At 63.5% G+C, this 25,777-nt stretch carries 25 protein-coding genes and 2 pseudogenes; 5 read left to right on the plus strand and 22 right to left on the minus strand.

Going from position 1 to position 25,777, the window contains the following annotated elements; translation table 11 throughout:
• Nucleotides 1-158: 158 nt before the first annotated feature.
• The 5 genes and pseudogenes from rimP to lnt form a co-directional block, all read right to left on the minus strand.
• Complete coding sequence (gene rimP, locus QNJ43_RS08535; RefSeq protein ID WP_300469080.1) at nt 159-683, minus strand: ribosome maturation factor RimP; 525 nt, start codon at nt 681-683, stop codon at nt 159-161.
• A 262-nt stretch (nt 684-945) separates the two neighbouring features.
• Nucleotides 946-1,632 carry a tRNA (guanine(46)-N(7))-methyltransferase TrmB gene (locus tag QNJ43_RS08540; RefSeq protein WP_300469081.1) on the minus strand — a complete coding sequence of 229 codons (687 nt, stop codon included), beginning with the start codon at nt 1,630-1,632 and terminating at the stop codon, nt 946-948.
• A 98-nt stretch (nt 1,633-1,730) separates the two neighbouring features.
• Entirely contained in the window at nt 1,731-2,903 is a 1,173-nt protein-coding gene (gene metK, locus QNJ43_RS08545; protein ID WP_300469083.1) for a methionine adenosyltransferase, read from the minus strand.
• Between the two features lie 283 nt (nt 2,904-3,186).
• Nucleotides 3,187-3,595 (minus strand): annotated as a pseudogene (locus QNJ43_RS08550) (helix-turn-helix transcriptional regulator).
• A gap of 637 nt (nt 3,596-4,232) precedes the next feature.
• Nucleotides 4,233-5,867: an apolipoprotein N-acyltransferase gene (gene lnt / locus QNJ43_RS08555; protein ID WP_300469085.1), complete on the minus strand. Its 1,635-nt coding sequence runs from the start codon at nt 5,865-5,867 to the stop codon at nt 4,233-4,235.
• A gap of 356 nt (nt 5,868-6,223) precedes the next feature.
• On the opposite strand from lnt, the gene QNJ43_RS08560 reads away from it, so the two are divergent.
• Both QNJ43_RS08560 and QNJ43_RS08565 read left to right on the plus strand, forming a co-directional pair.
• Complete coding sequence (locus QNJ43_RS08560) at nt 6,224-7,576, plus strand: FIST N-terminal domain-containing protein (protein WP_300469087.1); 1,353 nt, start codon at nt 6,224-6,226, stop codon at nt 7,574-7,576.
• Between the two features lie 239 nt (nt 7,577-7,815).
• Nucleotides 7,816-8,124: a hypothetical protein gene (locus QNJ43_RS08565; RefSeq protein ID WP_300469089.1), complete on the plus strand. Its 309-nt coding sequence runs from the start codon at nt 7,816-7,818 to the stop codon at nt 8,122-8,124.
• A gap of 59 nt (nt 8,125-8,183) precedes the next feature.
• On the opposite strand, the gene QNJ43_RS08570 is transcribed toward QNJ43_RS08565, so the two are convergent.
• Nucleotides 8,184-8,441, minus strand: a complete 258-nt coding sequence (locus QNJ43_RS08570) for a hypothetical protein (protein WP_300469091.1) — start codon at nt 8,439-8,441, stop codon at nt 8,184-8,186.
• Between the two features lie 170 nt (nt 8,442-8,611).
• On the opposite strand from QNJ43_RS08570, the gene QNJ43_RS08575 reads away from it, so the two are divergent.
• A complete protein-coding gene (locus QNJ43_RS08575; RefSeq protein ID WP_300469157.1) occupies nt 8,612-9,310 on the plus strand; it encodes an EAL domain-containing protein in 699 nt (232 codons plus the stop codon).
• Nucleotides 9,311-9,368: 58 nt separating this feature from the next.
• Here QNJ43_RS08575 and QNJ43_RS08580 read toward each other — a convergent pair whose 3' ends face one another.
• Both QNJ43_RS08580 and QNJ43_RS08585 read right to left on the minus strand, forming a co-directional pair.
• Nucleotides 9,369-9,692 (minus strand): helix-turn-helix domain-containing protein, encoded by a 324-nt coding sequence (locus QNJ43_RS08580; protein WP_300469093.1) that lies wholly within the window; start codon nt 9,690-9,692, stop codon nt 9,369-9,371.
• 263 nt (nt 9,693-9,955) lie between these two features.
• Nucleotides 9,956-10,573, minus strand: coding sequence for a hypothetical protein (locus tag QNJ43_RS08585; protein ID WP_300469095.1), 618 nt, complete (start codon nt 10,571-10,573; stop codon nt 9,956-9,958).
• Nucleotides 10,574-10,605: 32 nt separating this feature from the next.
• On the opposite strand from QNJ43_RS08585, the gene QNJ43_RS08590 reads away from it, so the two are divergent.
• A complete protein-coding gene (locus QNJ43_RS08590; protein WP_300469098.1) occupies nt 10,606-11,049 on the plus strand; it encodes a hypothetical protein in 444 nt (147 codons plus the stop codon).
• Nucleotides 11,050-11,105: 56 nt separating this feature from the next.
• Here the strand turns inward: QNJ43_RS08590 and QNJ43_RS08595 are convergent, their stop codons facing one another.
• From QNJ43_RS08595 to QNJ43_RS08640, 10 genes and pseudogenes are all read right to left on the minus strand, one after another.
• Nucleotides 11,106-12,083, minus strand: coding sequence for a hemolysin family protein (locus QNJ43_RS08595; protein ID WP_300469102.1), 978 nt, complete (start codon nt 12,081-12,083; stop codon nt 11,106-11,108).
• Nucleotides 12,084-12,267: 184 nt separating this feature from the next.
• Nucleotides 12,268-12,792, minus strand: a complete 525-nt coding sequence (ybeY, locus tag QNJ43_RS08600) for an rRNA maturation RNase YbeY (protein ID WP_300469104.1) — start codon at nt 12,790-12,792, stop codon at nt 12,268-12,270.
• Between the two features lie 43 nt (nt 12,793-12,835).
• Nucleotides 12,836-13,867: a PhoH family protein gene (locus tag QNJ43_RS08605; protein ID WP_300469159.1), complete on the minus strand. Its 1,032-nt coding sequence runs from the start codon at nt 13,865-13,867 to the stop codon at nt 12,836-12,838.
• Nucleotides 13,868-13,917: 50 nt separating this feature from the next.
• Nucleotides 13,918-15,339 (minus strand): tRNA (N6-isopentenyl adenosine(37)-C2)-methylthiotransferase MiaB, encoded by a 1,422-nt coding sequence (miaB, locus tag QNJ43_RS08610; protein ID WP_300469107.1) that lies wholly within the window; start codon nt 15,337-15,339, stop codon nt 13,918-13,920.
• 208 nt (nt 15,340-15,547) lie between these two features.
• The gene (locus tag QNJ43_RS08615; protein WP_300469109.1) at nt 15,548-16,390 is read right to left on the minus strand and encodes a lysophospholipid acyltransferase family protein; all 843 of its coding nucleotides are present in this window, start codon (nt 16,388-16,390) and stop codon (nt 15,548-15,550) included.
• A 160-nt stretch (nt 16,391-16,550) separates the two neighbouring features.
• Nucleotides 16,551-17,117, minus strand: a complete 567-nt coding sequence (locus QNJ43_RS08620) for a GNAT family N-acetyltransferase (protein ID WP_300469111.1) — start codon at nt 17,115-17,117, stop codon at nt 16,551-16,553.
• The gene (tsaB, locus tag QNJ43_RS08625) at nt 17,114-17,770 is read right to left on the minus strand and encodes a tRNA (adenosine(37)-N6)-threonylcarbamoyltransferase complex dimerization subunit type 1 TsaB (protein WP_300469113.1); all 657 of its coding nucleotides are present in this window, start codon (nt 17,768-17,770) and stop codon (nt 17,114-17,116) included. The genes QNJ43_RS08620 and tsaB overlap by 4 nt, the downstream gene beginning before the upstream one ends.
• Before the next feature lie 358 nt (nt 17,771-18,128).
• Nucleotides 18,129-18,683 carry a NifU family protein gene (locus QNJ43_RS08630; protein ID WP_300469115.1) on the minus strand — a complete coding sequence of 185 codons (555 nt, stop codon included), beginning with the start codon at nt 18,681-18,683 and terminating at the stop codon, nt 18,129-18,131.
• Nucleotides 18,684-19,084: 401 nt separating this feature from the next.
• Nucleotides 19,085-19,579 (minus strand): universal stress protein, encoded by a 495-nt coding sequence (locus QNJ43_RS08635; protein ID WP_300469161.1) that lies wholly within the window; start codon nt 19,577-19,579, stop codon nt 19,085-19,087.
• 115 nt (nt 19,580-19,694) lie between these two features.
• Nucleotides 19,695-21,578 (minus strand): annotated as a pseudogene (locus QNJ43_RS08640) (FAD-binding monooxygenase).
• 51 nt (nt 21,579-21,629) lie between these two features.
• On the opposite strand from QNJ43_RS08640, the gene QNJ43_RS08645 reads away from it, so the two are divergent.
• Entirely contained in the window at nt 21,630-21,881 is a 252-nt protein-coding gene (locus QNJ43_RS08645; RefSeq protein WP_300469117.1) for a hypothetical protein, read from the plus strand.
• A gap of 182 nt (nt 21,882-22,063) precedes the next feature.
• On the opposite strand, the gene hslU is transcribed toward QNJ43_RS08645, so the two are convergent.
• The 4 genes from hslU to QNJ43_RS08665 all read right to left on the minus strand — a co-directional run bounded on the left by hslU (nt 22,064) and on the right by QNJ43_RS08665 (nt 25,731).
• A complete protein-coding gene (hslU, locus tag QNJ43_RS08650) occupies nt 22,064-23,368 on the minus strand; it encodes an ATP-dependent protease ATPase subunit HslU (RefSeq protein WP_300469119.1) in 1,305 nt (434 codons plus the stop codon).
• A complete protein-coding gene (locus QNJ43_RS08655) occupies nt 23,365-24,471 on the minus strand; it encodes a hypothetical protein (protein ID WP_300469121.1) in 1,107 nt (368 codons plus the stop codon). The genes hslU and QNJ43_RS08655 overlap by 4 nt, the downstream gene beginning before the upstream one ends.
• Nucleotides 24,458-25,009: an ATP-dependent protease subunit HslV gene (gene hslV / locus QNJ43_RS08660; RefSeq protein ID WP_300469123.1), complete on the minus strand. Its 552-nt coding sequence runs from the start codon at nt 25,007-25,009 to the stop codon at nt 24,458-24,460. Before hslV ends, QNJ43_RS08655 begins: the two co-directional genes overlap by 14 nt.
• A gap of 137 nt (nt 25,010-25,146) precedes the next feature.
• Nucleotides 25,147-25,731: an NAD(P)H-dependent oxidoreductase gene (locus QNJ43_RS08665; RefSeq protein ID WP_300469125.1), complete on the minus strand. Its 585-nt coding sequence runs from the start codon at nt 25,729-25,731 to the stop codon at nt 25,147-25,149.
• Nucleotides 25,732-25,777 lie beyond the last annotated feature (46 nt).

The following is a 25,777-nucleotide window of genomic DNA, read 5'->3' on the forward strand; positions in this document are numbered from 1 at the left end:
ATCGCGAAGAGCCTTGCCCCGTTTTCTCGCGACTGCTTGCCTTTCCCGTTTATGTGCGAGCCTCGCAAGGCCCCGCCCCTCCCCGACACGCCGGTCCCTCGGCGCGCCGATTGAATTCCAATTCAGTTGCCGCCGCTCTCCGGCGCAACGCCCGCACTCTACGCGGCCGTGATCAGCGCATCGGTCAGCACCAGCTTGGCCTCCGAGATATCTCCCAGAGGCAGCCAGAACGTATCCGGCTTGTCCGCCGGGACATCCGAAATCCGGACACCGGCGGCCTCTTCCTTCACACCCAGCAGGATGCCGCGAAAGCGCTTGCGTCCATCATGATGGGGCATGTCGAGTTCGATTTTCGCCTCGTGGCCGGACCAGCGGTCGAAATCCTCCGCCCGCACCAGCGGTCGGTCGATGCCGGGCGAGGAAATTTCCAGATTGTAGGCCCCGGAGATCGGATCCTCCACGTCGAGCACGGGAGACAGCGCCCGGCTGATCGCCTCGCATCCTCCCACGTCCATGGAGCCGTCGGCCCGTTCGACCATGATCTGCAGGGTGCCGTCGTTGAGACCCGAATAGCGCACCCGCACTAGACGAAAGCCCAGATCCTCGATCACCGGCTCGGCGATCGCGGCGATGCGGGCATCCAGTCCCTTTTCCAGGACCATTCGCGGGGCGTGCTCGGACATGGCACCTCTTTCGCAACCGTTCCATCGGCGGATAGGCGCCCTCGCCGGGAGAGGCCTGAAGCTCGGCGCGTGCCGAATGGCTGTCGCGGTTAATAAAAAAGAGCGGGACCCGCCGGGACCCACTCTCTAACTGCCGGTATTGGCCGATGGAAAATTTGGACTTGAGCCGGAATATAGTCAAATGCGTGCGCGACGCAAGTGCGCAGATGATTTCCACGCCCTCCATTGGTCGAGCCGCAAGAGAACCGGCGCGCGTTCTGGCTCAAATCCGCCGGAACGTCAGATAATATCCCCGCCGCCCTTCGCGGATCGCCTTGACCTCGTAGCGGGTTCCCGGCCAGCCCGCCCACGCCTCGCGCCAGTCGGCGGCACATTCGGCGGTCCACTCGAACGCCTCATGCGCGCGCAGATGCCGCAGCGTCCAGTCGACATAGGTGTCGATGTCGCTGGCAAAGCGGAATTCCGCCCCCGGCTTCAGCACGCGGGCCAGACAATCCAGATTGGCGGGACCGACGAAGCGGCGCTTCCAGTGGCGTTTCTTGGGCCAGGGATCGGGATAGAGCAGATAGGCGCGGTCGATGGAGGCGGCGGGAAGCCAGTCGAGAAGATCGATGGCGTCGTCGTCGTAGAGACGGATATTCTCCAGCCCCTTTTCCTCGATCGCGGCCAGAGCCTTGACCATGCCGTTGACGAAAGGCTCCACGCCGATGATGCCGCTGGACGGAGCTTCGCCTGCACGGTGGACCATATGCTCGCCGCCGCCGAAGCCTATCTCCAGCGTGATGTCGATAACAGGCTTGGGAAACAACGCGCTCAAGGGATCCGGCGCCGGCCTTTCCAGGTCGACGGCGAAACGCGGCAGCAGGGTGTTTAGACGTTCGGCTTGCGCGGCGCGCAGTGCCTTGCCCTTGCGCCGTCCGAAGAAGGCGCCTTCGTAAATGTCGCTCATGGGGCCAGCTTATACAAAGCCACTTCAAACAAAGAAAGTCGGCCGAAAGGGCCGACTTTCCGTATTCCGTTCACAAATCGTCCGTCGTGCCGAAAGGCTCAGGCGACGGCCGACTTGATGGCGTCCACCAGATCGGTCTTCTCCCAGGAGAAGCCGCCGTCGGCTTCCGGCTTGCGGCCGAAGTGGCCGTAGGCCGCCGTGCGGGCGTAGATCGGGCGGTTGAGCTGCAGGTGCTCGCGGATGCCGCGCGGTGTCAGGTTCATGACCTCGCGCAGGACCTTCTCGAGCTTGGCCTCATCCACCTGGCCCGTGCCGTGCAGGTCGACATAGACCGACAGCGGCTCGGAAACGCCGATGGCGTAGGAGAGCTGGATGGTGCAACGCTCGGCCAGATCCGCGGCGACGACGTTCTTCGCGAGATAGCGGGAGGCATAAGCCGCGGAACGGTCGACCTTGGTGGGATCCTTGCCGGAGAACGCGCCGCCACCGTGCGGGGCTGCGCCGCCGTAGGTGTCGACGATGATCTTGCGCCCGGTGAGGCCGCAGTCGCCGTCCGGACCGCCGATGACGAACTTGCCCGTCGGGTTGACGTGCCATTCCGTCTCGCTGGACAGCCAGCCGTCCGGCAGGGTCTGGGTGATGTAGGGCTCGACGAGCTTGCGTACGTCCGCCGAAGTCATGCTCGGGTCGGTGTGCTGCGTCGACAGGACGACGGAAGTAATGCCGACCGGCTTGCCGTCGACGTACTTCACCGTGACCTGGCTCTTGGCGTCGGGGCCGAGCAGGGGCTCGCGACCGGACTTGCGGGTATTCGCCAGAACCTTGAGGATCTTGTGCGAGAAATGGATCGGAGCCGGCATCAGGTCTTCGGTTTCCTTGCAGGCGTAGCCGAACATGATGCCCTGGTCGCCCGCGCCTTCGTCCTTGTTGCCGGCGCTGTCGACGCCCTGGGCAATGTCGGCGGACTGGCTGTGCAGATGCACGTCGACGTCTGCGGCCGCCCAGTTGAAGCCTTCCTGCTCGTAACCGATATCCTTCACCGCGAGGCGCGCCAGATGCGCGATATATTCGTGGGTGATCTCTTTCGGGCCGCGGGTCTCGCCCGCAATCAAGATCTTGTTGGTGGTGGCCAGGGTCTCACATGCGACGCGCGCTTCCGACATGGCTGCGAGGAATGCGTCCACGACGGTATCGGAGATACGGTCACAGACCTTGTCCGGGTGCCCCTCGGACACCGATTCGCTGGTGAAGAGATAGTCTTTGCGGGCCAATTTCACGGTCCTTCTGGGAAATAGTTTGTAGGATTGCCAAAGGACGAGAGTCCGTCCGGAGGCCCAAACGAAGTTGCAGGGATTGACAGGAAGGTCAAGTCCCGTGAGGGCCGTTCCGTTCCGCGAACAGGTTGCAAAATCGTTTGTCATGGTAAGTAAAGCCGAAGAATTCTGCGGCACAGGGGAGACCGGCGGGGTAGAGATCGCCGTGCTCACCTTCGCATGCAAATGCGAAGGGAGCCGTCTCGATCGGCGATTTCACGCAATGTGATGAAAACGCGGCTCATCTTTCCTCGCCCGCCATGGCGGGCACCAGATCGACGATGCGACGGCGGACCCGGCTGTCCTCGATACGCACGAAGGCGCGATTGAGGGCCAGATCTTCGGAGCTTGGACAGGAAATCGACGACATAGGAGGTGGGCTGAGCCTCGGCGAAACCGGCCGGCTCGTCGGGCGAACCCGGAGCGTCCTCGAAGAAGAAAGAAATCGGCACCCTCAGGATGGTGGAGATGTGCTGCAACCGGCTGGCGCCCACCCGATTCGTGCCCTTTTCGTATTTCTGGATCTGCTGAAAGGTGATCCCCAGACTCTCGCCCAGCTTCTCCTGGGACATACAGAGCATCATGCGCCTAAGTCGGATGTGACTCCTAACATGGACGTCGATGGGGTTGGGTGCTTTTTTACTGGGCATTTTTCGCCTTCATTGTTTTGGCCAAAGTCTTCGGCAGTCCCCGGTTCGCCCGGAGCATCCTCGACGATGAAAGTCGCTGGTGCACGGACAGCGGACCGAACGTGACGGCAACGGCATGTTGCGACGACCCTTGGCCGTTGCGGGTATTCCCCTCTTCACCTTTGCGGATCCGTCTCCACGTTCTCCTCTTCAGCCTCCACACTTCCTGTTTCGCCAACCCCGCCCGATCTCACGCCTTAACGACTCGCGGTTCGGCGCGCGCAGCATCCGAACCCGACCCGTCAGAAACCACGATCTCTTCCGCTACAACATCGACGACACACCGGCCTATGCCTCAAGGACATTGCCCAGACCGCTTCGGGTCCGCTCCCGGCCTTGGGCGGCCGCTGCCAAAGGCGTCGGAACGGTTTCAAGGTAAAAACGGCGCTTTTGTGCTGGCATTACGAACCTCCATTGTTTTACCAACCGCGCCTCTACCTGCGACGGATTGGACATAACACGAAAATTCGCACAACCCGACGCTCGGTCAGGATGCGTAGACGTGTTTGGATCCGTCACAGAGTCACGTGCGACGAGCAAATAATGCCCGCTGCAACACCCCCTCGTCAATTCCTGCAATTTGCTGCGTTTTGTCCACTCACATCAGATAATTAAATTGCGGCGTCGATGCCCGCAGCCGGGCATAGCCGGCGGCCGAGAAAACAAGCAGCAATGCAATGGCGAGCGGCCAATCACCGACCTCTACGTAAACCGTCGGCAGATCGGCGCCGGGCAGGTTCGCGTCGAAAGCGCCGGACCGGCCGAGCGGCAATTGCGCACGGATACGTCCGCGCGCGTCGATCACGGCCGAGATCCCGGTATTGGCGTCACGCACCATCGGCAGGCCTTCCTCCACGGCCCGCAGTCGAGCCTGACGAAGGTGCTGATGGGGTCCGGGCGCATCGCCAAACCAGGCGTCGTTGGTGAGGTTCAGGAGTGAGCCGGGACGATCGCCGCGATCGGCCACGGCTCCGGGGAAAATGGCTTCGTAGCAGATCAGCGGCGAGAGTTCCGGTGCGCCGGGGGGCGTCAGTTCGCGATGGCGGAAACCGGGCGTGAAGCCGCCAGGCACGCGCACCATGTTCTCAAGCCCCAGCCGGGTGAGCAGACCGCGCAGGGGCAGGTACTCGCCGAACGGCACCAGATGCACCTTGTCATAGGCATCGACGATCGTGCCGTCGCCGTTGATCACGTAAATCGAATTATAGAAATCGGCCTCGCGGCCGGGCGTACCGCCATTTGCCGCCGGTTCGGCGCGCACCGCGCCGGTGATCAGCACCGTGTTTTCCGGCAGCAGCGCCTCGATGGAGGCGAGTGCGCCGGGTTCCTGGGTCAGGATGAAGGGAAAGGCCGATTCCGGCCAGATCACGTGGGTGATCTTGTCGAGACGATCCTCGTTCGGCCCGAGCGGCTGGGAGGACAGATCGAGATAGCGTTCGAAAATCCACTGGACGTTGCCCGGAGCCCATTTTTCCACCTGCGGAATATCGGGCTGAACGATGCGCAGACGCACGTTGGCCACGTCGGCAGGCGCCGGCTCGTTCAGCCTGTAGGCGCCGTAGCCGAGGCTTGCGGCAAAGAGCAGGGCAACGGCGCCGAGGAACGCGAAACGATGGAGCAGACGTTCGGCATCCGCCAGCACTGCGGGCGCGGCAAAGACCAGGACGGAGAGAAACCCGAGACCGTAGATGCCGACGAGCGCGGCGGGCTGCATCATCAGCGTGTTGGCGGCGAAACCGTAGCCGATGGCATTCCATGGAAAGCCCGTCAGCACATGGCCGCGCAGCCATTCCGCTCCCGACAGGGTGGCGGCCAGCACGAGGATGCGCAGCGGACCTTCGATCCAGAGGAGGCGGGCCACCACCGCAGCCCCTGCCCAGAAGAGCGCCAGTCCCGCCGGCATGGCCAGGACCGCGAAGGGCATCATCCAGGCGAAATCATCCGCCTCCACCAGAAAGGCGGAGCCGATCCACCACAGTCCGGCCAGGAAATAGCCGAAGCCGAACCACCAGCCGACGGCGGCCGCAGCCCTTAGCGCGCGCGACTTTCCGCCCTCGTTTTTCGCCACGGTGGAATCTATCAGCCAGACCAAACCGGGAAAGGACAGCCACAGAACGAAGAACAAGTCGAAGGGCGCCTGACACAGAGCCGCGAGGCAGCCCAGCACGAAGGCCGCGCCCCAGCGCCGCCAACCCCAGCTCAAGATCAGCCCATCGACCAGGCTCTGGATCATCAAAACGTCCCGAATCAATCTTTGCGCAGGCGAGCGCATGATGTGCGCGGGCGGATACATGCGGTCAAGAGTGCGCCCCTTTGGGGGCGGGCCCGCAGACCGGTTCCCTCGCAGGGACATGCCCGTTCGTTCAAAAGGACGAGCCCATTCCTTTGCAAGGACACGAATATCGCAGGGAGGGAAAGGAATATATTAGAGTTTCAATGCTACGCAGGCTTGGATTGAGCCTCACCGAGGCTATCGTCGTGATTTAGCCGAGGGCATGCGCGGGGCTCCCGACCGGTTCGTTCCATCGGAACCGGCGGAGTGCGACTTGCGCGACCCTTTCCTCGTTTTCAGCGCGCCGGGACTGTCAAATGCGGGCCGCCTCCATAATCGTCGATGCGAAATCTCCAGACTCTCTTTACTCGCAATTCAGAAGCGAACTCGACAAGACCGACATTGACGCGGATCTCGTCTTCGCCTTCTACGGCCCGGATCACGACGGCAGCCTGATCGCCCGACTCGCCGTGGACCGTTTTCCGGATGCGGCACTGATCGGGGGAAGTTCTTCGGGCGGCGTGATGGACCAGCACGGCCCGCACACCCGGCAATCGGCAGGAATGCTGCTGATCGAGGACCCGGACGGCGATTTCAGAGCCGCCTCCCAACCGCTTGGCAATGATCCGGCCGGAGCCGCCGAAGCGGCCCTGCGCACGGCGCTTGAAAATGCCGAATGCACCGGGGAACTGCCGGAACTGATCTGGACCTATCAGGCGCCGGGTCAGGAGGAAGACGTGATCGCCGGGCTCAAGCGCGTGGTCGGTAACCGTTGTCCGCTCGTCGGCGGAAGCTCGGCGGACGAGTGCATGGAAGGCCGGTGGAGCCAGATCTCCAGGGACGGGGTGACGCAGGACTCGGTGGTCGTATGCGTGCTGTTTCCCTCAAAGCCGCTCGGCCACGGGTTCCAGGGTGGCTATGAACCCAAGGGCCATGCGGGCCCCGTTACGCGGATCGACGGCGGGCGCGTCACCAAGGTGGAAGGCCCGCGCCGCAGCCGAACCATTCTTGAAATCAACGGGAAGCCCGCGGCTTCTGTCTATAACGGCTGGATCGACGGACAGTTGAGCGAGATGCTCGCAGAGGGCGGCAATGTGCTGGCCCGGACGAACATGGCGCCACTGTCGATCTTCGCCGGTAACGAAAAGGGCGTCGACCAGTTTCTGCTGGTCCATCCGCAGAGCATCCGCCCCGACGGGGCGTTGACGACCTTTGCGGAAGTGGAGGAAGGCAGCGAAATCTACTGCATGCGGGGGGAACGCGGAACATCTGATCCAGCGCACAGGCCGCGTTTCACGCCAGATCGTGAAACAGATCCCGGATCATCCGCCGGCCGCAGCCCTGGTCGTCTGTTGCGGCGGGTGCCGCATGGCGGTCAACGAGCACATCGCGGATCTGTCGGACTGCCTGAAAACGGAACTTCACGACACCCCGACCATGGTCTGTTTCACCTTCGGCGAACAGGGGCCCGTCCTCGGCGTCAACAAGCATGGCAATCTGATGATTTCAGCCATCGTGTTCGGAGCCTGAGCCATGCACAGGATCCAGTCCATCAAAACGCCGCGCGACATCCTGCTGGATCTTCAGCACGAGAACACGTCGCTGTACATCCAGGCATCCCAGGCGAAACTGCTGTTTTCCGCCCTGCAATCGCTCTTGGCGCTGGATGACGGCAACGATCCCTTTCAGATCGTCTTCGCCGCCTTGCGCGACGTCTTCGATTTCGAGATCGCCTCCGCGCTGGTGTCGAGGAGGATGACACCCTCGACTACATCGCCTCCACCGCGCACGAACTCATGGATACGCGCTGGGAAAAGACGAGACTCATGCGCAAGGTCATGGGGGGACGGGTAGCAGCGCTGATCGAGGGCAGCACCCTTTCCCCCCCATTCCCGGGCGCCCGGCGCTGGTGACGACGAACCAGCCGGCCCTTTTCCTGCCGATCCGCCTTGAGGAAAAGCGCGGCGTGATCGCGCTCTTGCGCGCACACGGACGGGACGGATTTTCGCGCGACGACATCGCGCTCGGCGAGCGGTTCGCGCTGCTGGCCTCCCATGCGCTCAGCATCCGCCGTCGCCACCTGAGCGAGACGGAAAACCAGCGGCTGCAGGAACTGACGCGCATTCTGGAACATCGCGCCTATCACGACGATCTGACCGGCGTCGACAACCGAACCAAGATGGAGAAGTTCGGCAGCAAGGCGCTGGCGGAGCGGTGATCGAACGAGCTGATCGCGCTGGTCTTCATCGATGTCGATCGCTTCAAGCGGATCAACGACTATTTCGGCCACGAGACCAGCGATGCGCTGTTGAAGCGGCTGGCTGCCTGCATGTCGGCGGCGAGCGAACAGGACTGCGTGGCGCGGATCAGCGGCGACGAGTTCGTCATGCTGATCACCCGGCTTGAGGATGAGGAAAGTGCGGCGGAGCGGGTGCGCCGTTCACGTGCTGGGCGATACGCCCATCGAGGTGAACGACCTCCATCGGCGTCAACCTGTGCCCATATAACGGCCGGGATTTCCAGGAACTGCGCCACAACGCGGATTTCGCCATGTACCGCTCCAAAGCGGAGCGGCGCGGGGCGGCCTTCTTCTTCTCGCAGGAGATGCGATCTCTACAGCTCCATGCAGCTGGAACGGCTGCTGCGCGAGGCGGTGGAACAGAAGGCCTTCGAGGCGGCGTTGCAGCCCAAGGTGCGCATCGCCGATCGCAAGGTCGTCGGCTTCGAGGCCCTGGCGCGAGGCGGACGGAACGCTGCGCTCACCCGCCGAATTCATCCGCGCGGCGACCGAACTGGGGCTGCTCAACGCCGTCACCTTCGCGGTAACGGAGGATGCGCTTGCCGCATTCGACGTGCTCGACCCGCGTTTCGGCCCCGACACCTCGATTTCTCTCAACATTGCCGGGGTTCAGGCAAACGATCCGACCTTCATGTCGGAACTGGTGGCCCGCGTTGCGGGCACCGGGCGGGCAAGCCGTCTGATCCTGGAGCTGACCGAAGACGCGATGGTGCAGGCCCCGCAGTTCCACGCCCTCATCCAGCCAATGTTGAGCGCGGCGGGCATCCGGGTTGTAATCGACGATTTCGGGACGGGGTATTCCTCGCTCTCGGTTCTGGCGGAGCTTGCGGCGGACGAATTGAAGATCGACTGCTCCTTCATCACCAACGTGCAGAACAACCCGGTCAACCAGCGCATCCTGCGCGCCATCGAGAAGCTGGCCCACGCCATCGGCCTGCAGACGGTGGCGGAAGGCGTGGAGACGACCGAGGAACTCGCCTATCTGCAGGCGGAAAGCTCCGTCGACATCGTCCAGGGCTACTATTTCTCCGCCCCAATGGTGGCGGAAGAAATCCTGGAATGGACGGGACCGGATTCCAAACGCCGGGTCTACCGGATCGGGTAGGGACGGGGCATCAACGCATGTCCGGCGGTCGATCCATGATCGGGCGTGCCGAACGAGCTCAATCCTGCTGCTGCAGAACAGCTTTCAAGAAACCGGGAAAGCGCCGCTCCATCTCGCGCTCGCGCAAGGTGCTTAGCCGTGCCGTGCCCTCGTTGCGGGTCGAAATCACGCCTGCATTCCTGAGCACCTGAAAGTGATGGGTTGCCGTCGACTTGCTCACCGGCAGGTCCAGTCGGGTGCAGTTCGCCTCTCCCAGCCGCGCAAGGCCCTTCACGATCTTGAAGCGCACCGGATCGCCGAGAACGAGCAGCATTTCCTGCAACTCGATGGCATCCAGTGGGTCCGCCGCGTCGTCCCGGGCCTCGGCATTGTCGTTCAGCATGTCCATTGTGCCCCCTGGTTGAAGCCCCTTGCAATTGTTCGATCATCAGAATAATTCGATTAAAATCGAAGTTTGATATTAATCGAATTATAGATCGTCCCGCACGTGCTTTCAAGCGGGCCGAAACGACACCCCATTGTCGAGAAACATCCCGTGATACCCGGAACAACGTCCGCTGCCGTGCGCCTGCCGCCGTTCTACAGTCTCGTCGCGGCCACGATCCTGACCATCTGGCCGCAAACGCGCCGATCCCGCTCTACCCGCTATGGCAGGAAACGCTGGGCTTCCAGCCCAGTACGATCAGCACGATCTTCGTTTGCTACAATGTCGGCGTCCTGATCTCGCTTTTCACATGCGGAGCGCTGACTGATACGTACGGGCCGCGCGCCATTCTGCTGCCGGCGCTGGCGATATCGCTGCTGGCCAATGCGATGTTTGCCTTCGCCGCGAGCCCCTTCATGCTTGAAATTGCAAGGTTTCTGATCGGCCTGACCGCGGGCGCCTTCTTCAGCGCGGGAACGGCGGCCATCATCCGCGCCGGACATGCGCGCAACGATGCCTACCCGGCGCTTTACGCAAGTCTCGGCACGATCCTCGGCTTCGGCCTCGGCCCCCTCATGTCGGGCGCTCTCGTGCAATACGCCCCTTGGCCGACGCATCTGGTCTTTGTCGTGTTCGCGGTGGCAATCGTTGTGCTCGGCACGCTGTTTGTCGATCTGGCTGCCTCGGCAGGCTCCCAAACCCGGATCCGGCGACCGCCTGCAACTGCCCGGACTGCCGAAGAAAGGGCGCGCGATCATAGTCACCGCGCTCCTGACGTTTGCCAGACCTCTTACCAGCTCAGCCCTGTTCATCTCCCTCGCCCCGAGCATGATCGCCAACACACTGCACTATCACAGCGCGCTTCTGGCCGGTGCGATCAGTTTTCTGGTCTTCGGGGCCGGGGGCCCTGTGTCAGACGACGCTCAAGCGCATCCGCCCCGCCATCGCGGGCAAGATCGGCATCACGCTGACATTCCTTGCGCTGATCGCCGTCATTCTCGCCCAGGCGCAGGTGTCCGTGACGCTTTTCATCGTGTCGGCGGTGATGATGGGGTTCGGTCAAAGCCTGAGCCAATATGCCGGTCTCGTGCTGCTGAACGGAACGGCCCCGAACGACAAGCGCGCGGAGGTCAACGCGGCCTTCTTCCTCGGCGGCTACGTGGCGGGCGGCAGTCTGGTGCTTCTTCTGGGGTTTGCGTCCGGTCCCCTCGGCCTGCTCGGCGGCAGCATGGTTTTCACCGCAGGCCGCACCGTCATTCTGTTGGCCGGTCTCATCGGATTGATGACATCAACCGGCAAACGCAGCAGGATCTGAACCGAAACGAAGATGCCGGTCGCATGGAACACGCCCGGCTGATTTTATCCGCCGCCCTACTCCGCCGCCTGATCCTCACGGCTCAGATGGACGATGCGGCGGAGTGTTTCGGGGATCGGCTGCTCGGAGCCCACGCGGGTGATACGGATGCGTTTCACGCGGCGTGGGTCGGCGTCGGTCACTTCGAATTCGAGGCCCGACAGCAATTCCGTGGAGATCAGCTCGCCGCGTACCGGCACGCGGCCGACGATCGTGAACAGCAAACCGCCCAGCGTGTCGATTTCCTCCGACAAGGCGCTCACGTCGAAGCCCTCGCCGAGTTCGACCGCCAGATCCTCGACGGTGACGCGGGCATCGGCGATCCAAGCGTCATTGCCCTGGTGCACCAGCATCGGCTCGTCGTCCTCGTCGTGCTCATCCTCGATGTCGCCGACGACCGTCTCGACCAGATCTTCCAGCGAGACCAGCCCGTCCGTGCCGCCATATTCGTCGATGACCAGCGCCATCTGAACGCGGGAGGCCTGCATCTGGGCCATCAGATCGGCCGCGCGCATCGACGGCGGCACGAAGAGAACCGGGCGGATGATGCCAAGCTCGCAGAGCGGACGGGAGAGATCGAGGTAGCAGGGATTGAAACTGCTCGTCGTTTCGGCGCCGTCTGCCTCATTGGCCGGAGTGTCGCCGGATGCCTCGCCCTCGCCGCTGCGCGGCAGGCTGACCATCGCATCGGTGAAGAAGGACAGCAGATCCTTGATGTGGACCATGCCGCGCGGATCATCGAGCGTGTCGTGATAGACGGGCATGCGCGAATGACCGGAGGTGCGGAATTCCTCCATCAACACACCGAGCGTGATGTTCTCTTCCACCGAGTCGATATCGGCGTGCGGCACCATCACGTCGTCCACGCGCACTTCGCGCAGACGCAGGATGTTGCCCAGAAGCACGCGCTCTTCCGGTGAAAAGGTGGCATCACCGTAATCGGCGGCCAGAACATGTTCAAGGTTTTCCCGCAAGGAACCGCTGCGCCGCAGCACGAGCTGGCTGACCAGCCGCGATAACCAAGGGCGGGAGTCGCGCTCGGCATCCGCCTCATTCGGGGAGGCCGGCGCGGTGGAACTTTGGCCCGGTTCTTCGGGCGAAGAAGGCTCGGGAGAAGGACACTCAGGCAATGTCATCGTCTCGTTCAGTCCCGCCAGGGGGATCGGGATTGTCCTACGTTTACGGATCTATCCGGTAGGGGTCGGCTATGCCGAGGCTTGCCAGAATCCGCGTTTCAAGGCCTTCCATTATTACGGCCTCTTCGTCAATTTGGTGATCATACCCGAAAAGGTGAAGGATTCCGTGTATAATTAAGTGAACGAGTTGTTCATCGAACCCTCGCCCAGAGGCCTTCGCCTCGCGCATCACCGTTTCGCGCGCCAGAACGATATCTCCCAAAAGAGGCCCGAAAACAGGGCCTTCCTCGTCCCCACCAGGGAAGGAGAGCACGTTCGTCGGCTTGTCCTTGTTCCGATAATCACGGTTCAGAATTTGAACCGCTGCGTCATCGGAAAAGACCAGGCTCAATTCGGATCCAGGAAAATAGCGCAAATCCGCCTCGCACCTCGCTGCGGCAAAGGCGCGCGCAGCCAGCGGCGCAAGGATCGCCTCGTCCGGCCAGCCATCCACATTGCTCGTCAGATCGATCTCGATGTCGTCGGATAGACCGGCATCGACGCCGCTCACCTCAATCACGTCGTTCAAGCCTCGGTTTTCGGCCCCGTCGGGCGCAATATCGGAAAAGTTGTCATGCTCTGGGCACACGCGGCGCATTCTCCGCCGCGGCCTCGTGGGCAGCCGCGCCCGCCTTGTCATAGGCCGCGACAATGCGCGCGACCAGTTCGTGGCGCACCACGTCGCGCTCGGTAAAGCGCACGCGGGCGATGCCTTCCACGCCGTCGAGCACGTCGAGCGCCTCGCGCAGGCCCGAGATCACGCCGCGCAGCAAGTCGACCTGGCTGAGATCGCCAGTGACGATCATCTTGGCGTTGTCGCCAAGCCGGGTCAGGAACATCTTCATCTGCATGGCGGTGGTGTTCTGCGCCTCGTCGAGGATCACCACGGCATTCGACAACGTGCGGCCACGCATGAAGGCCAGCGGCGCCACCTCGATGACGCCCGAGATCATGCCGCGCTCCACCTTTTCGCCCGGCATCATCTCGTAAAGCGCGTCATAGAGCGGACGAAAGTACGGATCGACCTTTTCCTTGATGTCGCCGGGCAGAAAGCCGAGCCGCTCGCCCGCCTCCACCGCCGGCCGCGAAAGAATCACCCGGTCGATCTCGCCGCGCTCCAGAAGAGCGGCGGCATAGGCCACGGCGAGAAAGGTCTTGCCGGTGCCGGCCGGACCGATGCCGAAGATCAGATCGGCGCGGTCCATCGCCCGGATATAGGCGTCCTGCGCCGGGGTGCGCGCGACGATGGTCTTGAGCTTGGTGGAAATCTGGGCAAACGCCAGACGCGAACGCGGCTCGAGCGTGGGCAGCGCGAGCTGACCGGCTTCGGCGGACGCCATGCGGATCGCGCCCTCCACGTCGCCGGGATGCAGTTCGTGGCCCTGCTGCAGGCGCTGATAGAGAGCTTCCAGCGCAAGACAGGCCTGATCGCAACCATCGTGAGAGCCCTTGATGGTCACCTGATTGCCTCGTCCGATCGCCTCGATGCCGAGACGGCGCTCGATCAGCGCCAGGTTCTGATCGAACTGACCGAACAGATCGCCGATCAACCGGTTGTCATCGAAGGCGATGACCATATGGGTCATGTCGGAAGCGGGAACCATCTCGTCGGTACCCTGCCTGTTTTGCACGTCCTTATCGCGGATTTCCGCCGTCAAGCTACGCCTCCCACATCGGCCACCGCGCGACCTCGTTCCTGTGTAGGCTCTCCCGATGAGGCCATCATTGCACTTTTGTCAAGCAGACGGCTGACCAGGCTGTTGGGGCCGACATCATCGATCACCACGCGCCGGATCTCGCCCAGAAGCTCGGCCGGGGCATCCACATGCACCGCCTGCAGCCAGGGCGAGCGGCCGCCGAGCTGACCTTCGAAACGGCCGGGCTTTTCGAACAGGACGTCCATCTGCGTGCCGCGCTTGGAGGCGTTGAAGGCGCGCTGCTGGTCGGCGAGCACCGCCTGAAGACGGGCAAGCCGCTCCGACTTCACCTCTTCGGCCACCTGCTCGTCGAGATTTGCGCCGGGCGTGCCGGGGCGCGGGCTGTACTTGAAGGAGAAGGCGGAGGCGTAGCCAACCTCTTCGACCAGATCGAGGGTCGACTGGAAATCGGCCTCCGTCTCGCCGGGAAAGCCGACGATAAAATCGCCCGACAGCGCGATATCGCGGCGCGCGGCGCGGATGCGCTCCACCAGGCGGACATATTCCTCGCCGGTGTGCTTGCGGTTCATCAACCCCAGAATGCGGTCGGAGCCAGCCTGCACCGGAAGGTGCAGATAGGGCATCAATTCGCTGAGATCGCGATGGGCAGCGAGCAGTTCGTCATCCATGTCGCGGGGATGGCTGGTCGTGTAGCGCAGCCGGTCGAGACCGGGGATTTCGGCAAGCTCGAACAGGAGGCGTCCGAGCCCCCAGTCGCCGCCGTCCGGCCCCGTGCCGTGATAGGCGTTAACGTTCTGGCCGAGTAACATCACCTCGCGCACACCCGCATCCGCCAGCCGACGCGCCTCGTCGAGTACCTGGGAAACGGGGCGCGAGATCTCCGCGCCGCGCGTATAGGGCACTACGCAGAAGGTGCAGAACTTGTCGCAACCTTCCTGCACGGTGAGGAACGACGTCACGCCGCGCTTGCGCGTTGCGGCCTCGGCGGGCAGGGCCTCGAACTTGTCCTCGGCGGGAAAGTCCGTCTCCACCACGCACGCACCGTTATTGGCGCGTTTCAGAAGTTCCGGCAGGCGGTGATAGCTCTGCGGGCCGAAGACCAGATCCACGGCGGGCGCGCGATGAATGATCTCCTCACCCTCGGCCTGCGCGACGCACCCGGCAACCGCCAGCGTCATCGGCCGGTCTGAACCGGCGCGCACATCCTTCACCTTGCAGATGCGGCCGATCTCCGAATAGACTTTTTCCGCCGCCTTTTCACGGATGTGGCAGGTATTAAGGATGACGAGATCCGCCTCGTCGAGATTTTCCGTGGTGCGGTAACCGACAGGCGCCAGCGCATCCGTCATGCGATCGGAATCGTAGACGTTCATCTGGCAGCCATAGGTCCGCACGAAGACTTTCTTTGCTTCGCTCATAGAAGTCGGAACCGGGGCTGTTGGGACTGTATGTTCAAAACGGCGGATCGCCATGCGCCCGCCCCTCAATCGCTGTCACTCACTCACTATCGGCGAGATTTCAGGCTCTTTTGTGGAGAGCGCAGACTGCCGGCGGCTTTCTTTCACCCCAGCACTATCGGTTTTTGTCGCAGTTGAGAATAGGCGCTTATTGCGACGCGGCAACGATTCACCCGCGATCCTCGTTTTCCCCGGCCGTCGAGGATTCCGCGCTGCGGTCGCGATGGCCGAACAGGGTGTCGGTGACCGCCGTGCGCACCGCCTCTTCCAGTTGCCGGGCAAGCGCCTTGCGATCGGAGCCCGGAGCAACGGCGACCGGCTCTCCCCAGATCACCTCCACATCGACGGCTCCTTTCTTCAGGAGACGCCACAGATGGGGGGCGAGGTCCATGTCGCCATACCAGGCGATGAGCGGGCGGGTGCGCTGGTCGAGAAGCAGTCCCTGAAGCCGGGTGTAGACGATGGCAAGCGGCTGCACCCACACAGTCGCCCCGCTGTTTCCGTCTCCGGCCAACGCGGCCTGCGCGGCGCCGATCAGCGCGGTGCGAAAGGGCAGGACGGTAGCAGCATCGGATGAGGTGCCTTCGGCAAACAGCACCATGGCGTCGCCGTCGGTCATGCGGCGGGCGATTTCGGACATGGTGCGGCCAGTCGCGGAGCGGCGCTGACGGTCGACGAAGACGGAGCGCTGCAGGCGCGCGAAGATGCCGAAGATCGGCCAGGTCGCCACTTCCGACTTGGCGACGAAGGACAGCGGCACGCGCGAGCCCAGCACAGGAATGTCGAGCCAGGACATGTGATTGGAGGTCAGCAACAACGACCGCTCGCGCGCCATGCGGCCGCGCTCGATCACCCGCACGCCCAGAAGCCGACAGACGATGCGGTGGAAGAGCACCGGCACGGTGCGCCGGATCCCCCATTCGAAACGAACCGCAAGCCATTGAACGGGAAGCAGAATCAGGGTAACGACCGTCAAAACGGCAATCGCCAGGCTGGCGCGCAGGACGGGCATGGCGTCATCTTCTCCTGGAATTCTCGGGCATGGTCTGGAATGAGAGTCGGCACGACGGCAGTCCTGATCTGCCATAGCCGCGCACGTTCAGCGCGTCAAACCGCAAATCTGCGCGCGCCGATAGATCCGGCGCGGCCGACCGGACCCGATTGCGCCGCGGTCACGCGGCCTTGTCGGGCTCCGGCCCGCCATTACGCGTCCCTTTCCGGGGACGGGGCGGCGGCGTCATCTCGCGGCGCATGATCAGGGCGGTGGCCGGAGTTGCATCCGGTACTGCGCTCTCCGGAGCGGCGTAGTAGCCCTTGCGCTCGCCCACGACCTTGAACCCCAGCCTTTCATAGAGGGCGCGCGCAACCTCGTTGCCGGATTCTACTTCCAGGAAGATCTTGAGGATGCGGTCGGCATAGAGCTTTCGCATGGCCGCTTCCATCAGCTTCTGACCCAGGCCGCGCCCGCGCCAGCGCGGGTGAACGGCGATGGTCAGGATTTCGGCCTCATCGGCAACCGCACGCACCAGTACGAACCCGATGGAACGGCGCGAGGCGGTGGGCGCACCGCGCCGGATCACCAGGGCGAAAACGCCAGTACCCGCCATCAGCAAGGCGATTTCCCCCTCGCTCCATTCACGCAAGAACGACAGACCCTGCAGATCCGCCAGATCGGAAACGTCTTCGCGCTCGGCGTCCTCGATGCGCGGGGGAAGGAAGGTGAACCAGCCGCCTATCATTTGTGCGCGATCCGGAAACGGGTTTGCGGTTTGGCGTCCGGCGGCTTCAGGTAGAGCGGCATGGGTGCGCCTTCCAGCGCGCTCAGACCGAGCCGGGCCACGGAGGCGATATCAGGCGCAGGTGTTCGATCGACAATCTCGAGTTCAGGGCGAATTTCCGCGATCCGGTCTGCCGCCGCTCCCACAAGACGGGCGGAAGCTGGCAGGCGTTCGGCAAAGGTCTTCGCCTCGATCGCCTCGGGCTCGCCGACGGGCGCCCCGTCGGGGTCGAAAAGCTGGGCATAGACCTCGCCGGCACGCGCAGGCAGGGCGACGGCCAGCGGGTTTTCTCCCGCCGTCTTTCGCGCTCCCTCAGCGATCGCGGCAAGCGTCGTCACGCCGACCAGTTCCGCCGGCCAGACAACGGCAAAGCCGCGCGCCAGCGACAGCGCCACGCGCAACCCGGTGAAACTTCCCGGGCCGACGGTGACCGCGATGCGCTTGAGATCCGCGAAGCCGACACCGGCTTCGGCCATCACTTCGGAAACCATGTCCGCCAGCCGCTCCGCGTGGCCGCGGCCCAGTTCTTCGCTCAGAGCCGTGAGCGTGCCGTCGTCCTTCAGGACGGCGGTCGAGCAGCGCGACAGCGCAGTATCGAGGGCAAGCAGTGTCATGGCGCATGCCCTAGCGCCGGGGAGGCGATCTGTCGAGTGGGGAAATGGGCGAAGTGGTGAAGAACGGGGAAGGACAAAGAAAAGACAGGGGCGCTTTCGCGTCGCTTGTAGCACTGGATTCCGGATCAGCGCTCGGCTTCCGCCTCACTTGTCCGGGATGAGGAAAGGGGGGCTCTGCGTTGTAAGCACACGCCAACACACCGTGCTGCTCGCACATCAGTCGCGTCTGCTTACAACTCTCTCCTTGCGCGTCATTCTGGACGGTCTGCGGCAAAGCCGCATGGCCAGATCCGGAACCCATCGCAACAAGCGGCGCGCAAAGCGCCTCCGTTTCCCCTTCCCGCTCCCCTTGCGAAAATCAGACGGCGCGCACTTCGTCCACTTCGGGAATGAAATGCTTCATCAGGTTCTGGATGCCGTGGCGCAGGGTCGCCGTGGATGACGGGCAGCCCGCACAGGCACCGCGCATGGAGAGATAGACGATCCCGTCCTTGAAGCCGCGGAAGGTGATGTCGCCGCCGTCCTGGGCAACGGCCGGGCGCACACGCGTCTCCAGCAGTTCCTTGATGGTGGCGACCGTCTCTCCGTCGGTCTCGGAGAAGAACTCCTCCGGGTTTTCGCCTTGCGAGTCCGCCTTCAGCACGGGCTGGCCCGACATGAAGTGCTCCATGATCGCGCCCAGCACGGCGGGTTTGAGGTGCTGCCACTCGCCGTCGGTCTTGGTCACGGTGATGAAGTCGTATCCGAAATAGACGCCGGCCACCCCCTCAACCGCAAAGAGCTTTTCCGCCAGAGGGGAATCGTGCGCGCCCTCCGCGTCGCGGTAGTCGCGGGTTTCCCCGTCAAGCACCACGCGGCCGGGAATGAATTTCAGCGTCGCCGGGTTCGGCGTTGCTTCGGTCTGAATGAACATCGTATCTGTCCCTGGTGTTCGCTGTCGCTGTTCGGCCTGAAGCATGCCTCTGTACGCGAGGATTGGGTCGGGCGGCGAGGCGATGCTGGAAAATGTCGGTTCGATATCGGCCGGCAATTGCGTGCAGAATCGCGCCGGACCCGTGCAGATTGCAAGGGCTCTGTCCCGGACAAGGCGCCACAGGTCGGCCCCATGCCCTCAAAGCTTGCGTCCGGAGCCGTTCGCTCCTTCAGCGTGCGCCGTTCAACCTGATTTTGCTTCTGTCTCTTGGTCCGAGTTTCCGGATCGAAGTTCGCAGTGCCGGTCGGTCCAGTTTTGAATGTTTCTGTTGTAGACGAAATAGGATTCTTGGCAACGCAAACAAGAGGACATTTGACCGCTGTCCCCACCTCGCTGCGCCCTCAGGCGAGCGTGGTGATATCCTCGTCAGACAGGGGTGTACCGGGTACGATGGTCACGGGAATGGGGAAGAATCCGGCGCTCTTGGAAGCGAAGGAGGAGACCAGCGGGCCCGGTCCTTCGGAGCTAGTGCCGGCGGCGAGCACCAGGATGGCAATATCCTGATCCTCTTCGATCAGCTTGATGATCTCGCTCGAGAGCGTGCCTTCCACGATGACGCTTTCGGGATCGATGCGAGCAACAGCGCGGATCTTTTCCGCCGCGCGCGCCAATGTCGTTTCGGCTTCCTCCATCGCCTCGGCGCGCATGATGTTCTCAACGCCGAGCCAATGCTGAAAGTCCGCGAGCGCGATGCAATAGAGCATCACGACTGCGCCGCTGGTGCGCTCAGCGCACACCGCGGCATAGCTCAAAGCACGGTCGCATTCCGGCGTCTCATCCACGACGACCAGAAACTTGCGGCGGTGGCCTTCCTCGAAACTTCGTCTTTTCACCATGTCCGCATGCTGCCACCCGGCCGGGAAAGCGGCAAGCCTTCGTTTCGCAGCCCGGTCGATTGCCAACCGTACGATTGCAAACAATCGACCGGGCCACGCACGACATCAGTCACTGTCAGGCGGAGGCAGGCAACAGAACGCCCTTGAAGAAGGCGGCCAGCTCCGCATGCACATCAAGCGGCAACACATGGGCGACGTACTGGTCCGGCCGAACCACCACGAGGCATCCCCGCTCGCGATCGATGCCGCGCTCGTCGAAAATGTCGCCAGCCTGGAAATCCGGGTAGAACATCTTCTCTTAGTCGGTCAGCGCGTAGCGTCCCTTCTTCGGCAGCAGGAAGGCGGACATTTCCTCAAGAGCGAGCTCGCGATGTCCCGGCTGGAAGACGGCGCGCACGTCGATGACCGAATCCCTGTCGGCCCCCTCGGGCGTCACCCTTTTGACCGGAGAGGCGGAAGCGCCTTCCAAGAAGACGCACAGTTCGGCCAGTTTCGGGCCCACCGCCCCGTTGTCGCCGTCGGCGAAGGTATAGATCCGCCAGCAGCCGTCGACCTCAGCGACATGGCCCAGATGAAGCGGCTTGGCATCCGCCAGCCGGATGACGGGAGCGGAATGGAACCGCATGCCGATGGGAAATCCTGTCGCCAGATCCTGATGGTTCGCCTCACCGGTCAGGACGGAGGGGCGATAGCGCGTTGCCGTTCCCGCGGTGAAGCCGCCGAATTTCAGGAAGTAGTCCTGGAAGACCTGCGGATCGACGCCTTCACCGTCCACATCTCCCTCCTTGCGCGGAGCGGCGGAGAACATCTTCGACCATTCGCGGTCGAAGTCGATCAGCTCCTGGGCAACCGACTGACGCTCGGCGGAATAGGTTGAAAGCAGTTCCGGGGCGGCGCGACCGGTCAAAACGTGGGCGAACTTCCAGCCGAGATTGAACGTGTCCTGCATGGAGACGTTCATGCCCTGGCCCGCCTTGGGCGAATGGGTGTGGCAGACATCGCCCGCGATGAACACGCGGTGGGTGCGATGGGCGGCCTCCGCCTCCGGCACGTCGTCGAAGCTGTCGGTGAGCCGCCGGCCGATCTCGTAGACCGACCACCACGCGACCTCCTTCACCTCCAGCGTATGGGGCGCGAGGATGCGTTGTGCCGCTGCGATCAGATGATCGACGGTGATGTTGCGACTCACCACGCGCTCGTCTTCGGCAAGCTTGTCCATCTCCACGTAGAGGCGCACCAGATAGCCGCCCTCGCGCGGGATGATCAGAACGTTGCCCTCATTGGCCGAATGGATCGCGGATTTCAGCCGGATATCGGGGAAATCGGTGACGTCGAGAACATCCATCACGCCCCAGGCCTGATTGGCCGAATCGCCGACCAATGTGCGCCCAAGCACCTGGCGGACGCCGGAACGCGCGCCGTCGCAGCCCACGACGTATTTCGCGCGCACCGTCTCTACCTCGCCCGCATGGGTCCCATCAGCGCGTTCCAGCCGCACGGTCACGGGGTATTCCGTCCCCGTATGCTCGTCGATCTCCAGATCGAGGAAACGGCGCTCGTAGTCGGGCTCAAGCCGGCGCGGCGACTTCCGCATGAAATCCAGATAGCAATCGTGCACCCGGGCCTGATTGAGGATCACATGGGGAAATTCGGAAAGCCCGTCCTCCACGTCCTGCACCCGGCCATGGCGCACGATGATCTCGCACGTCGTCTCGTCCGGCTTCCAGAAGGTCGTTTCGTTGACCCAGTAGACCTCGCGCGCAATGCGATCGGCAAAGCCGAAGGCCTCGAACATCTCTATCGTGCGGCAGGCGATGCCGTCGGCCTGGCCGAGCTTCAACAGCCCGTCCTTGCGCTCCACGACCCGGGTCTCGATGCCGGGAAAGGCGGAAAGCTGTGCGGCCAGTGTAAGTCCGGTCGGGCCGCAGCCGATGATCAAGACATTGACGGTTTCCGGCAGAGCATCGCCCTGCGCGCCCGCATCCGGGGCCACGTCCATGATTTCTGGGTCGCCGGTCTCATCGCCTATGACCGCACGACGATCACCGGCGTGATCGACCGTCTGGTAGCGAAGGGACTTCTGACGAGAAAGGTTAGCGAAAAGGACCGCCGGGCGCGCACGCTGCATGTCACGGAGGCCGGGCTGGAAACCTTGCAGGCCTCAGCCCCGACCGTGGAGGTCGCGCAACGGCGGATGCTGCAGGGGCTGGACGAGGATGAGCGCGCGGAGTTCCTGCGGCTGATGAAAAAGGCGCTGCAGGCCGTCAACGATTTCAGCCGAGCGCCGCTGAAGGAGGAGTGAGCGGGCTAGTGCCCGCCGCGCTCCCCCCGCCTCGCACAGATCTCACCTCCGTCATTGCCCGACTTTGTCCGGGCAATCCATCGGGTTACGGCATAGGCGGAGAGTGCTGGATCCCCCGGACTTCGCCGGGGGATGACGATGGAGGGGTGGATGCTTGCGGAAAACAGAGGCCCATCGCAGCGTTACAGAATGAACCGCGACAGGTCCGCGTTCTTGGCGAGATCGCCAATATTGTCGCGCACGTAAGCGCCGTCGACGGTGAACGTCTCGCCCTGACGATCCGGGGCGGTGTAGGAGATCTCGTCGAGAATGCGCTCCATCACCGTCTGCAGGCGGCGTGCACCGATATTCTCGATCGACGAATTGATCTCCACCGCGATCGACGCGATTTCGTCGATGGCGTCCTCGGTGATTTCCAGCGTCACCTCTTCCGTCGCCATCAGCGCCACGTACTGCTTGATCAGGCTCGCTTCCGTGTCCGTGAGGATGGAGCGGAAATCATCGCGAGTGAGCGCACGCAACTCCACGCGGATCGGCAGGCGGCCCTGAAGCTCGGGCAGAAGATCCGAGGGCTTGGCCACGTGGAAGGCGCCGGAGGCGACGAACAGGATGTGGTCCGTCTTGACCGAACCGTGCTTGGTGGAAACGGTCGTACCCTCGATCAGCGGCAGCAGATCGCGCTGCACGCCCTCGCGGCTGACATCGGCGCCGCCGCGCGATTCGCGGGCACAGATCTTGTCGATCTCGTCGAGGAAGACGATGCCGTTTTCCTCCACCAGCCGCACGGCCTCCTGCACGAGCTGGTCCTCGTCGAGCAGCTTGTCGCTTTCCTCGTTGACCAGGAATTCGTAGCTGTCGGCGACCGTGACGCGCTTGGTCTTCTTGGCGCCGCCAAAGGCCTTGCCGAGCACGTCGGAGAGGTTCATCACGCCGACGGAGCCGCCGCCCATGCCGGGCAGATCCAGCGTCGGCATGCTCGGCTGGGCGGTCACCTCGATCTCGATTTCCTTGTCGTCCAGCTCGCCCTCGTGCAGGCGCTTTCTGAAGCTGGTGCGGGTCGCGGGCGAGGCGGCGGGGCCGACGAGAGCATCAAGCACGCGCTCCTCCGCCTGCTCATGCGCCTTGGCCTGCACGGCCTTGCGCTTTTCCGCCCTGACCAGCGCGATGCCGGATTCCACCAGATCGCGGATGATCTGTTCCACGTCGCGTCCGACATAGCCCACTTCCGTGAACTTGGTCGCCTCCACCTTGATGAAGGGGGCATTGGCGAGCTTGGCCAGGCGCCGGGCGATCTCGGTTTTGCCGACGCCGGTCGGCCCGATCATCAGAATGTTCTTGGGCAGCACCTCGTCGCGCATGTCGCCCTTGAGCTGCTGGCGGCGCCAGCGGTTCCTGAGCGCGATGGCCACGGCGCGTTTGGCGTCCTTCTGGCCGACGATGAAGCGATCGAGTTCCGAGACGATCTCCCGGGGAGAAAAGTTGGTCATTGAATGCGCGTCCTGATGGGAGGAACATAATCGAAGAGCCCGGACCCGGCGAACGGCGCCAGCAAGAGGCGGCGCAACGAGGTCCAGCCGGATCCGAGGGTGAGAACGAAAAGACCAAGAACGAGGAGGGCGATGGCGAGGCTCGTGTCGGCCCCCACGTTCGAGGTCTGAAGCAGGCTCAGGATGGCGACGCCGAGATAGACGAGGCCGGAGACGAGCAGCGCACGCCGGTCGACGACGAGCGCGATGAAGCCGAGCACCAGCACCACGAGGATGACGGCGACCGCATCGCTCGTCGTTCCCGTATCTCCGCGCACCAGCGCCAGCACCGAATGCATGATCAAGGGCGCGGCCATCAGATGCAGCCAGAAAGCCTTGTCGGTGTTGAGCGTCGTGCGCGCCAGATCTCGGGCATCGAAATGCATGGCGAGCGCGAAACTGATGAGCCCGGCGGCAAGCGTGAAGGCCGGAACGTTATCGAAAACCAGCCCCGGCACGGCAACCTCGATGAGCGAGGCGAGCGCGGCAAGCGCACCGGCGACAAGCCCGGTCAGCGCGATCGGCACCTTGAAGCGGGCATAGAAGAGCGCGCCGCCGACAAAAGCGGACAGGCCGTAGACGAGCAGGGGCCTGTCGAAGCTGCCATCGCTCGCCGAGGTGAGCAGGGAAAAGGGCGAAAACCGGGAGGCGTCCGCACTGGAAGACATCCCCGGAACGAAGAGCTCACCATAGAGCGCGCCCATCGCCACGGCGAAGAACCAGGTGGAGAACAGGGAGAGGACGATCGCGGGCAGGGCGAGCTTGCGCCGCCGCGCGAACCATTCCGCCAGGCCCCAGGCCAGGATCGTGGCGACCGCGTGCGTAACGAGCATCCCTGGCACCGCCTCGAGCAGCATGACGTCAAAACTCAGAAAGAGGCCGACGAAAAAGATCAGCAGTCCGATCGTAATGAACACGTCGTGGAAGCCGCGTACGAAGCGCACTTCCTCGCGGTTGGTCGGGGTTTCGTCGGCGCGTGCATAGTGGGCGACCAGCGCATCCGCCTGGATCGGCGTCAGCAGCCCGGTATCGACCGCACTCTGCAATTCTTCACGATCGAGCATCCAGGCTCTCCACCACCACGTTCTCGTTGGTGTAGATGCAGATATCGGCGGCGATCGCCATGGCGCGCCGTGCGATCGTCTCCGCATCCAGATCCGTATCCATCAGAACACGGGCGGCCGCCAGCGCATAATTGCCACCCGACCCGATGCCCGCAACGCCGCCTTCCGGCTCCAGCACGTCGCCCGTGCCGGTCAGCACCAGCGAGTGGGAGGGATCGGCCACCAGCATCATCGCTTCCAGCTTGCGCAGGTAGCAGTCGGTACGCCAGTCCTTGGCCAGTTCCACGCAGGCGCGCATGAGCTGGTCGGGATATTGCTCCAGCTTCGATTCAAGCCGTTCCAGAAGGGTGAAGGCATCAGCTGTGGCGCCGGCAAAGCCCGCGATCACGTTACCCTTGGCGAGCGGCCGCACCTTGCGGGCGGTCGACTTGATCACCGTCTGGCCGAGGGACACCTGCCCGTCACCGGCAATGACGACCTTGTCGCCCTTGCGCACCGTGACGATGGTCGTGCCGTGCCAGACCTCGAAATCGCTCATAGCTGTCTTCGCTCCGCTCGTTCTTTTAGTTGCGCGTGGGACCGCAGACCGGCCGCGCGCCCGCGCGCTGGAAATGGTGATCTTCAATGTATGTGCGCCACCGGCCGGTTCCAACCACCCACGTCGCCACGTCGCACTCAAAGCGTATAACGCACGGCTTCCTCGACCAGCCGGGAGGTGACACGACGCAGGGTTCCGGCTGCCGGTTCCTCAGAAACCGAGCTGGTCCGGTTGAAGGCGTCCCCCGCGCGCGCAAGCGCGAGTTGGTCGGGAATGACGGTGGCGCCCAGCCCCAGTTCCAGGATCGGACGCAGCGTCATGAGCGCGCGAATGCCGCCGAACTGTCCGTTCGTGGCCGCCGATATGGCGAAGACCCGGTTGTGAAAGGGGCTCTCGTAGGGCTCGCCCACCGCGCCGCGACGGCTCATCCAGTCGAGCGTGTTCTTCAACAGCGCGGGGATGGAGGCGTTGTATTCCGGCGTGACGATGAGAACGCCGTGGTGCTCGAGAAACAGCCGGGCAAGCGTCTTGGCCGCCTCCGGCACGCCGTGCTCGTCCTCCAGATCGCCGTTGTAGATCGGCAGAGGATAGTCGGCCAGCGTGATGCGGGTCACCTCCGCATCGGCCAGAGCCAGTTCCTTGGTCATGGCAGCGGCCAACCGCGTGTTGATCGAGCCGCCGCGGATGGACCCGGCCAGAACGAGGATCTTCGGATGGCGCATGAAAGCCTCCTTCGCCGCTCGTAAGCGGCACGGCGAACGCAGGCCG

The organism is Breoghania sp., from assembly GCF_030066895.1.
Classification (GTDB): Bacteria; Pseudomonadota; Alphaproteobacteria; order Rhizobiales; family Stappiaceae; genus Breoghania.

What these genes read in the sequence shown, in the direction of transcription:
- QNJ43_RS08580 (WP_300469093.1), bottom strand. Translation starts at nt 9,692, where the DNA reads ATGCTGAACGACAATGCCGAGGCCCGGGACGACGCGGCGGACCCACTG.
- miaB (WP_300469107.1), bottom strand. Translation starts at nt 15,339, where the DNA reads ATGAGCGAAGCAAAGAAAGTCTTCGTGCGGACCTATGGCTGCCAGATG.
- QNJ43_RS08615 (WP_300469109.1), bottom strand. Translation starts at nt 16,390, where the DNA reads ATGCCCGTCCTGCGCGCCAGCCTGGCGATTGCCGTTTTGACGGTCGTT.
- tsaB (WP_300469113.1), bottom strand. Translation starts at nt 17,770, where the DNA reads ATGACACTGCTTGCCCTCGATACTGCGCTGTCGCGCTGCTCGACCGCC.
- QNJ43_RS08655 (WP_300469121.1), bottom strand. Translation starts at nt 24,471, where the DNA reads ATGCTCGATCGTGAAGAATTGCAGAGTGCGGTCGATACCGGGCTGCTG.
- hslV (WP_300469123.1), bottom strand. Translation starts at nt 25,009, where the DNA reads ATGAGCGATTTCGAGGTCTGGCACGGCACGACCATCGTCACGGTGCGC.
- QNJ43_RS08540 (WP_300469081.1), bottom strand. Translation starts at nt 1,632, where the DNA reads ATGAGCGACATTTACGAAGGCGCCTTCTTCGGACGGCGCAAGGGCAAG.
- QNJ43_RS08635 (WP_300469161.1), bottom strand. Translation starts at nt 19,579, where the DNA reads ATGGTGAAAAGACGAAGTTTCGAGGAAGGCCACCGCCGCAAGTTTCTG.
- hslU (WP_300469119.1), bottom strand. Translation starts at nt 23,368, where the DNA reads ATGACCAACTTTTCTCCCCGGGAGATCGTCTCGGAACTCGATCGCTTC.
- QNJ43_RS08605 (WP_300469159.1), bottom strand. Translation starts at nt 13,867, where the DNA reads ATGGTTCCCGCTTCCGACATGACCCATATGGTCATCGCCTTCGATGAC.
- rimP (WP_300469080.1), bottom strand. Translation starts at nt 683, where the DNA reads ATGTCCGAGCACGCCCCGCGAATGGTCCTGGAAAAGGGACTGGATGCC.
- QNJ43_RS08630 (WP_300469115.1), bottom strand. Translation starts at nt 18,683, where the DNA reads ATGTTCATTCAGACCGAAGCAACGCCGAACCCGGCGACGCTGAAATTC.
- QNJ43_RS08665 (WP_300469125.1), bottom strand. Translation starts at nt 25,731, where the DNA reads ATGCGCCATCCGAAGATCCTCGTTCTGGCCGGGTCCATCCGCGGCGGC.
- QNJ43_RS08620 (WP_300469111.1), bottom strand. Translation starts at nt 17,117, where the DNA reads ATGATAGGCGGCTGGTTCACCTTCCTTCCCCCGCGCATCGAGGACGCC.
- lnt (WP_300469085.1), bottom strand. Translation starts at nt 5,867, where the DNA reads ATGATCCAGAGCCTGGTCGATGGGCTGATCTTGAGCTGGGGTTGGCGG.
- QNJ43_RS08560 (WP_300469087.1), top strand. Translation starts at nt 6,224, where the DNA reads ATGCGGGCCGCCTCCATAATCGTCGATGCGAAATCTCCAGACTCTCTT.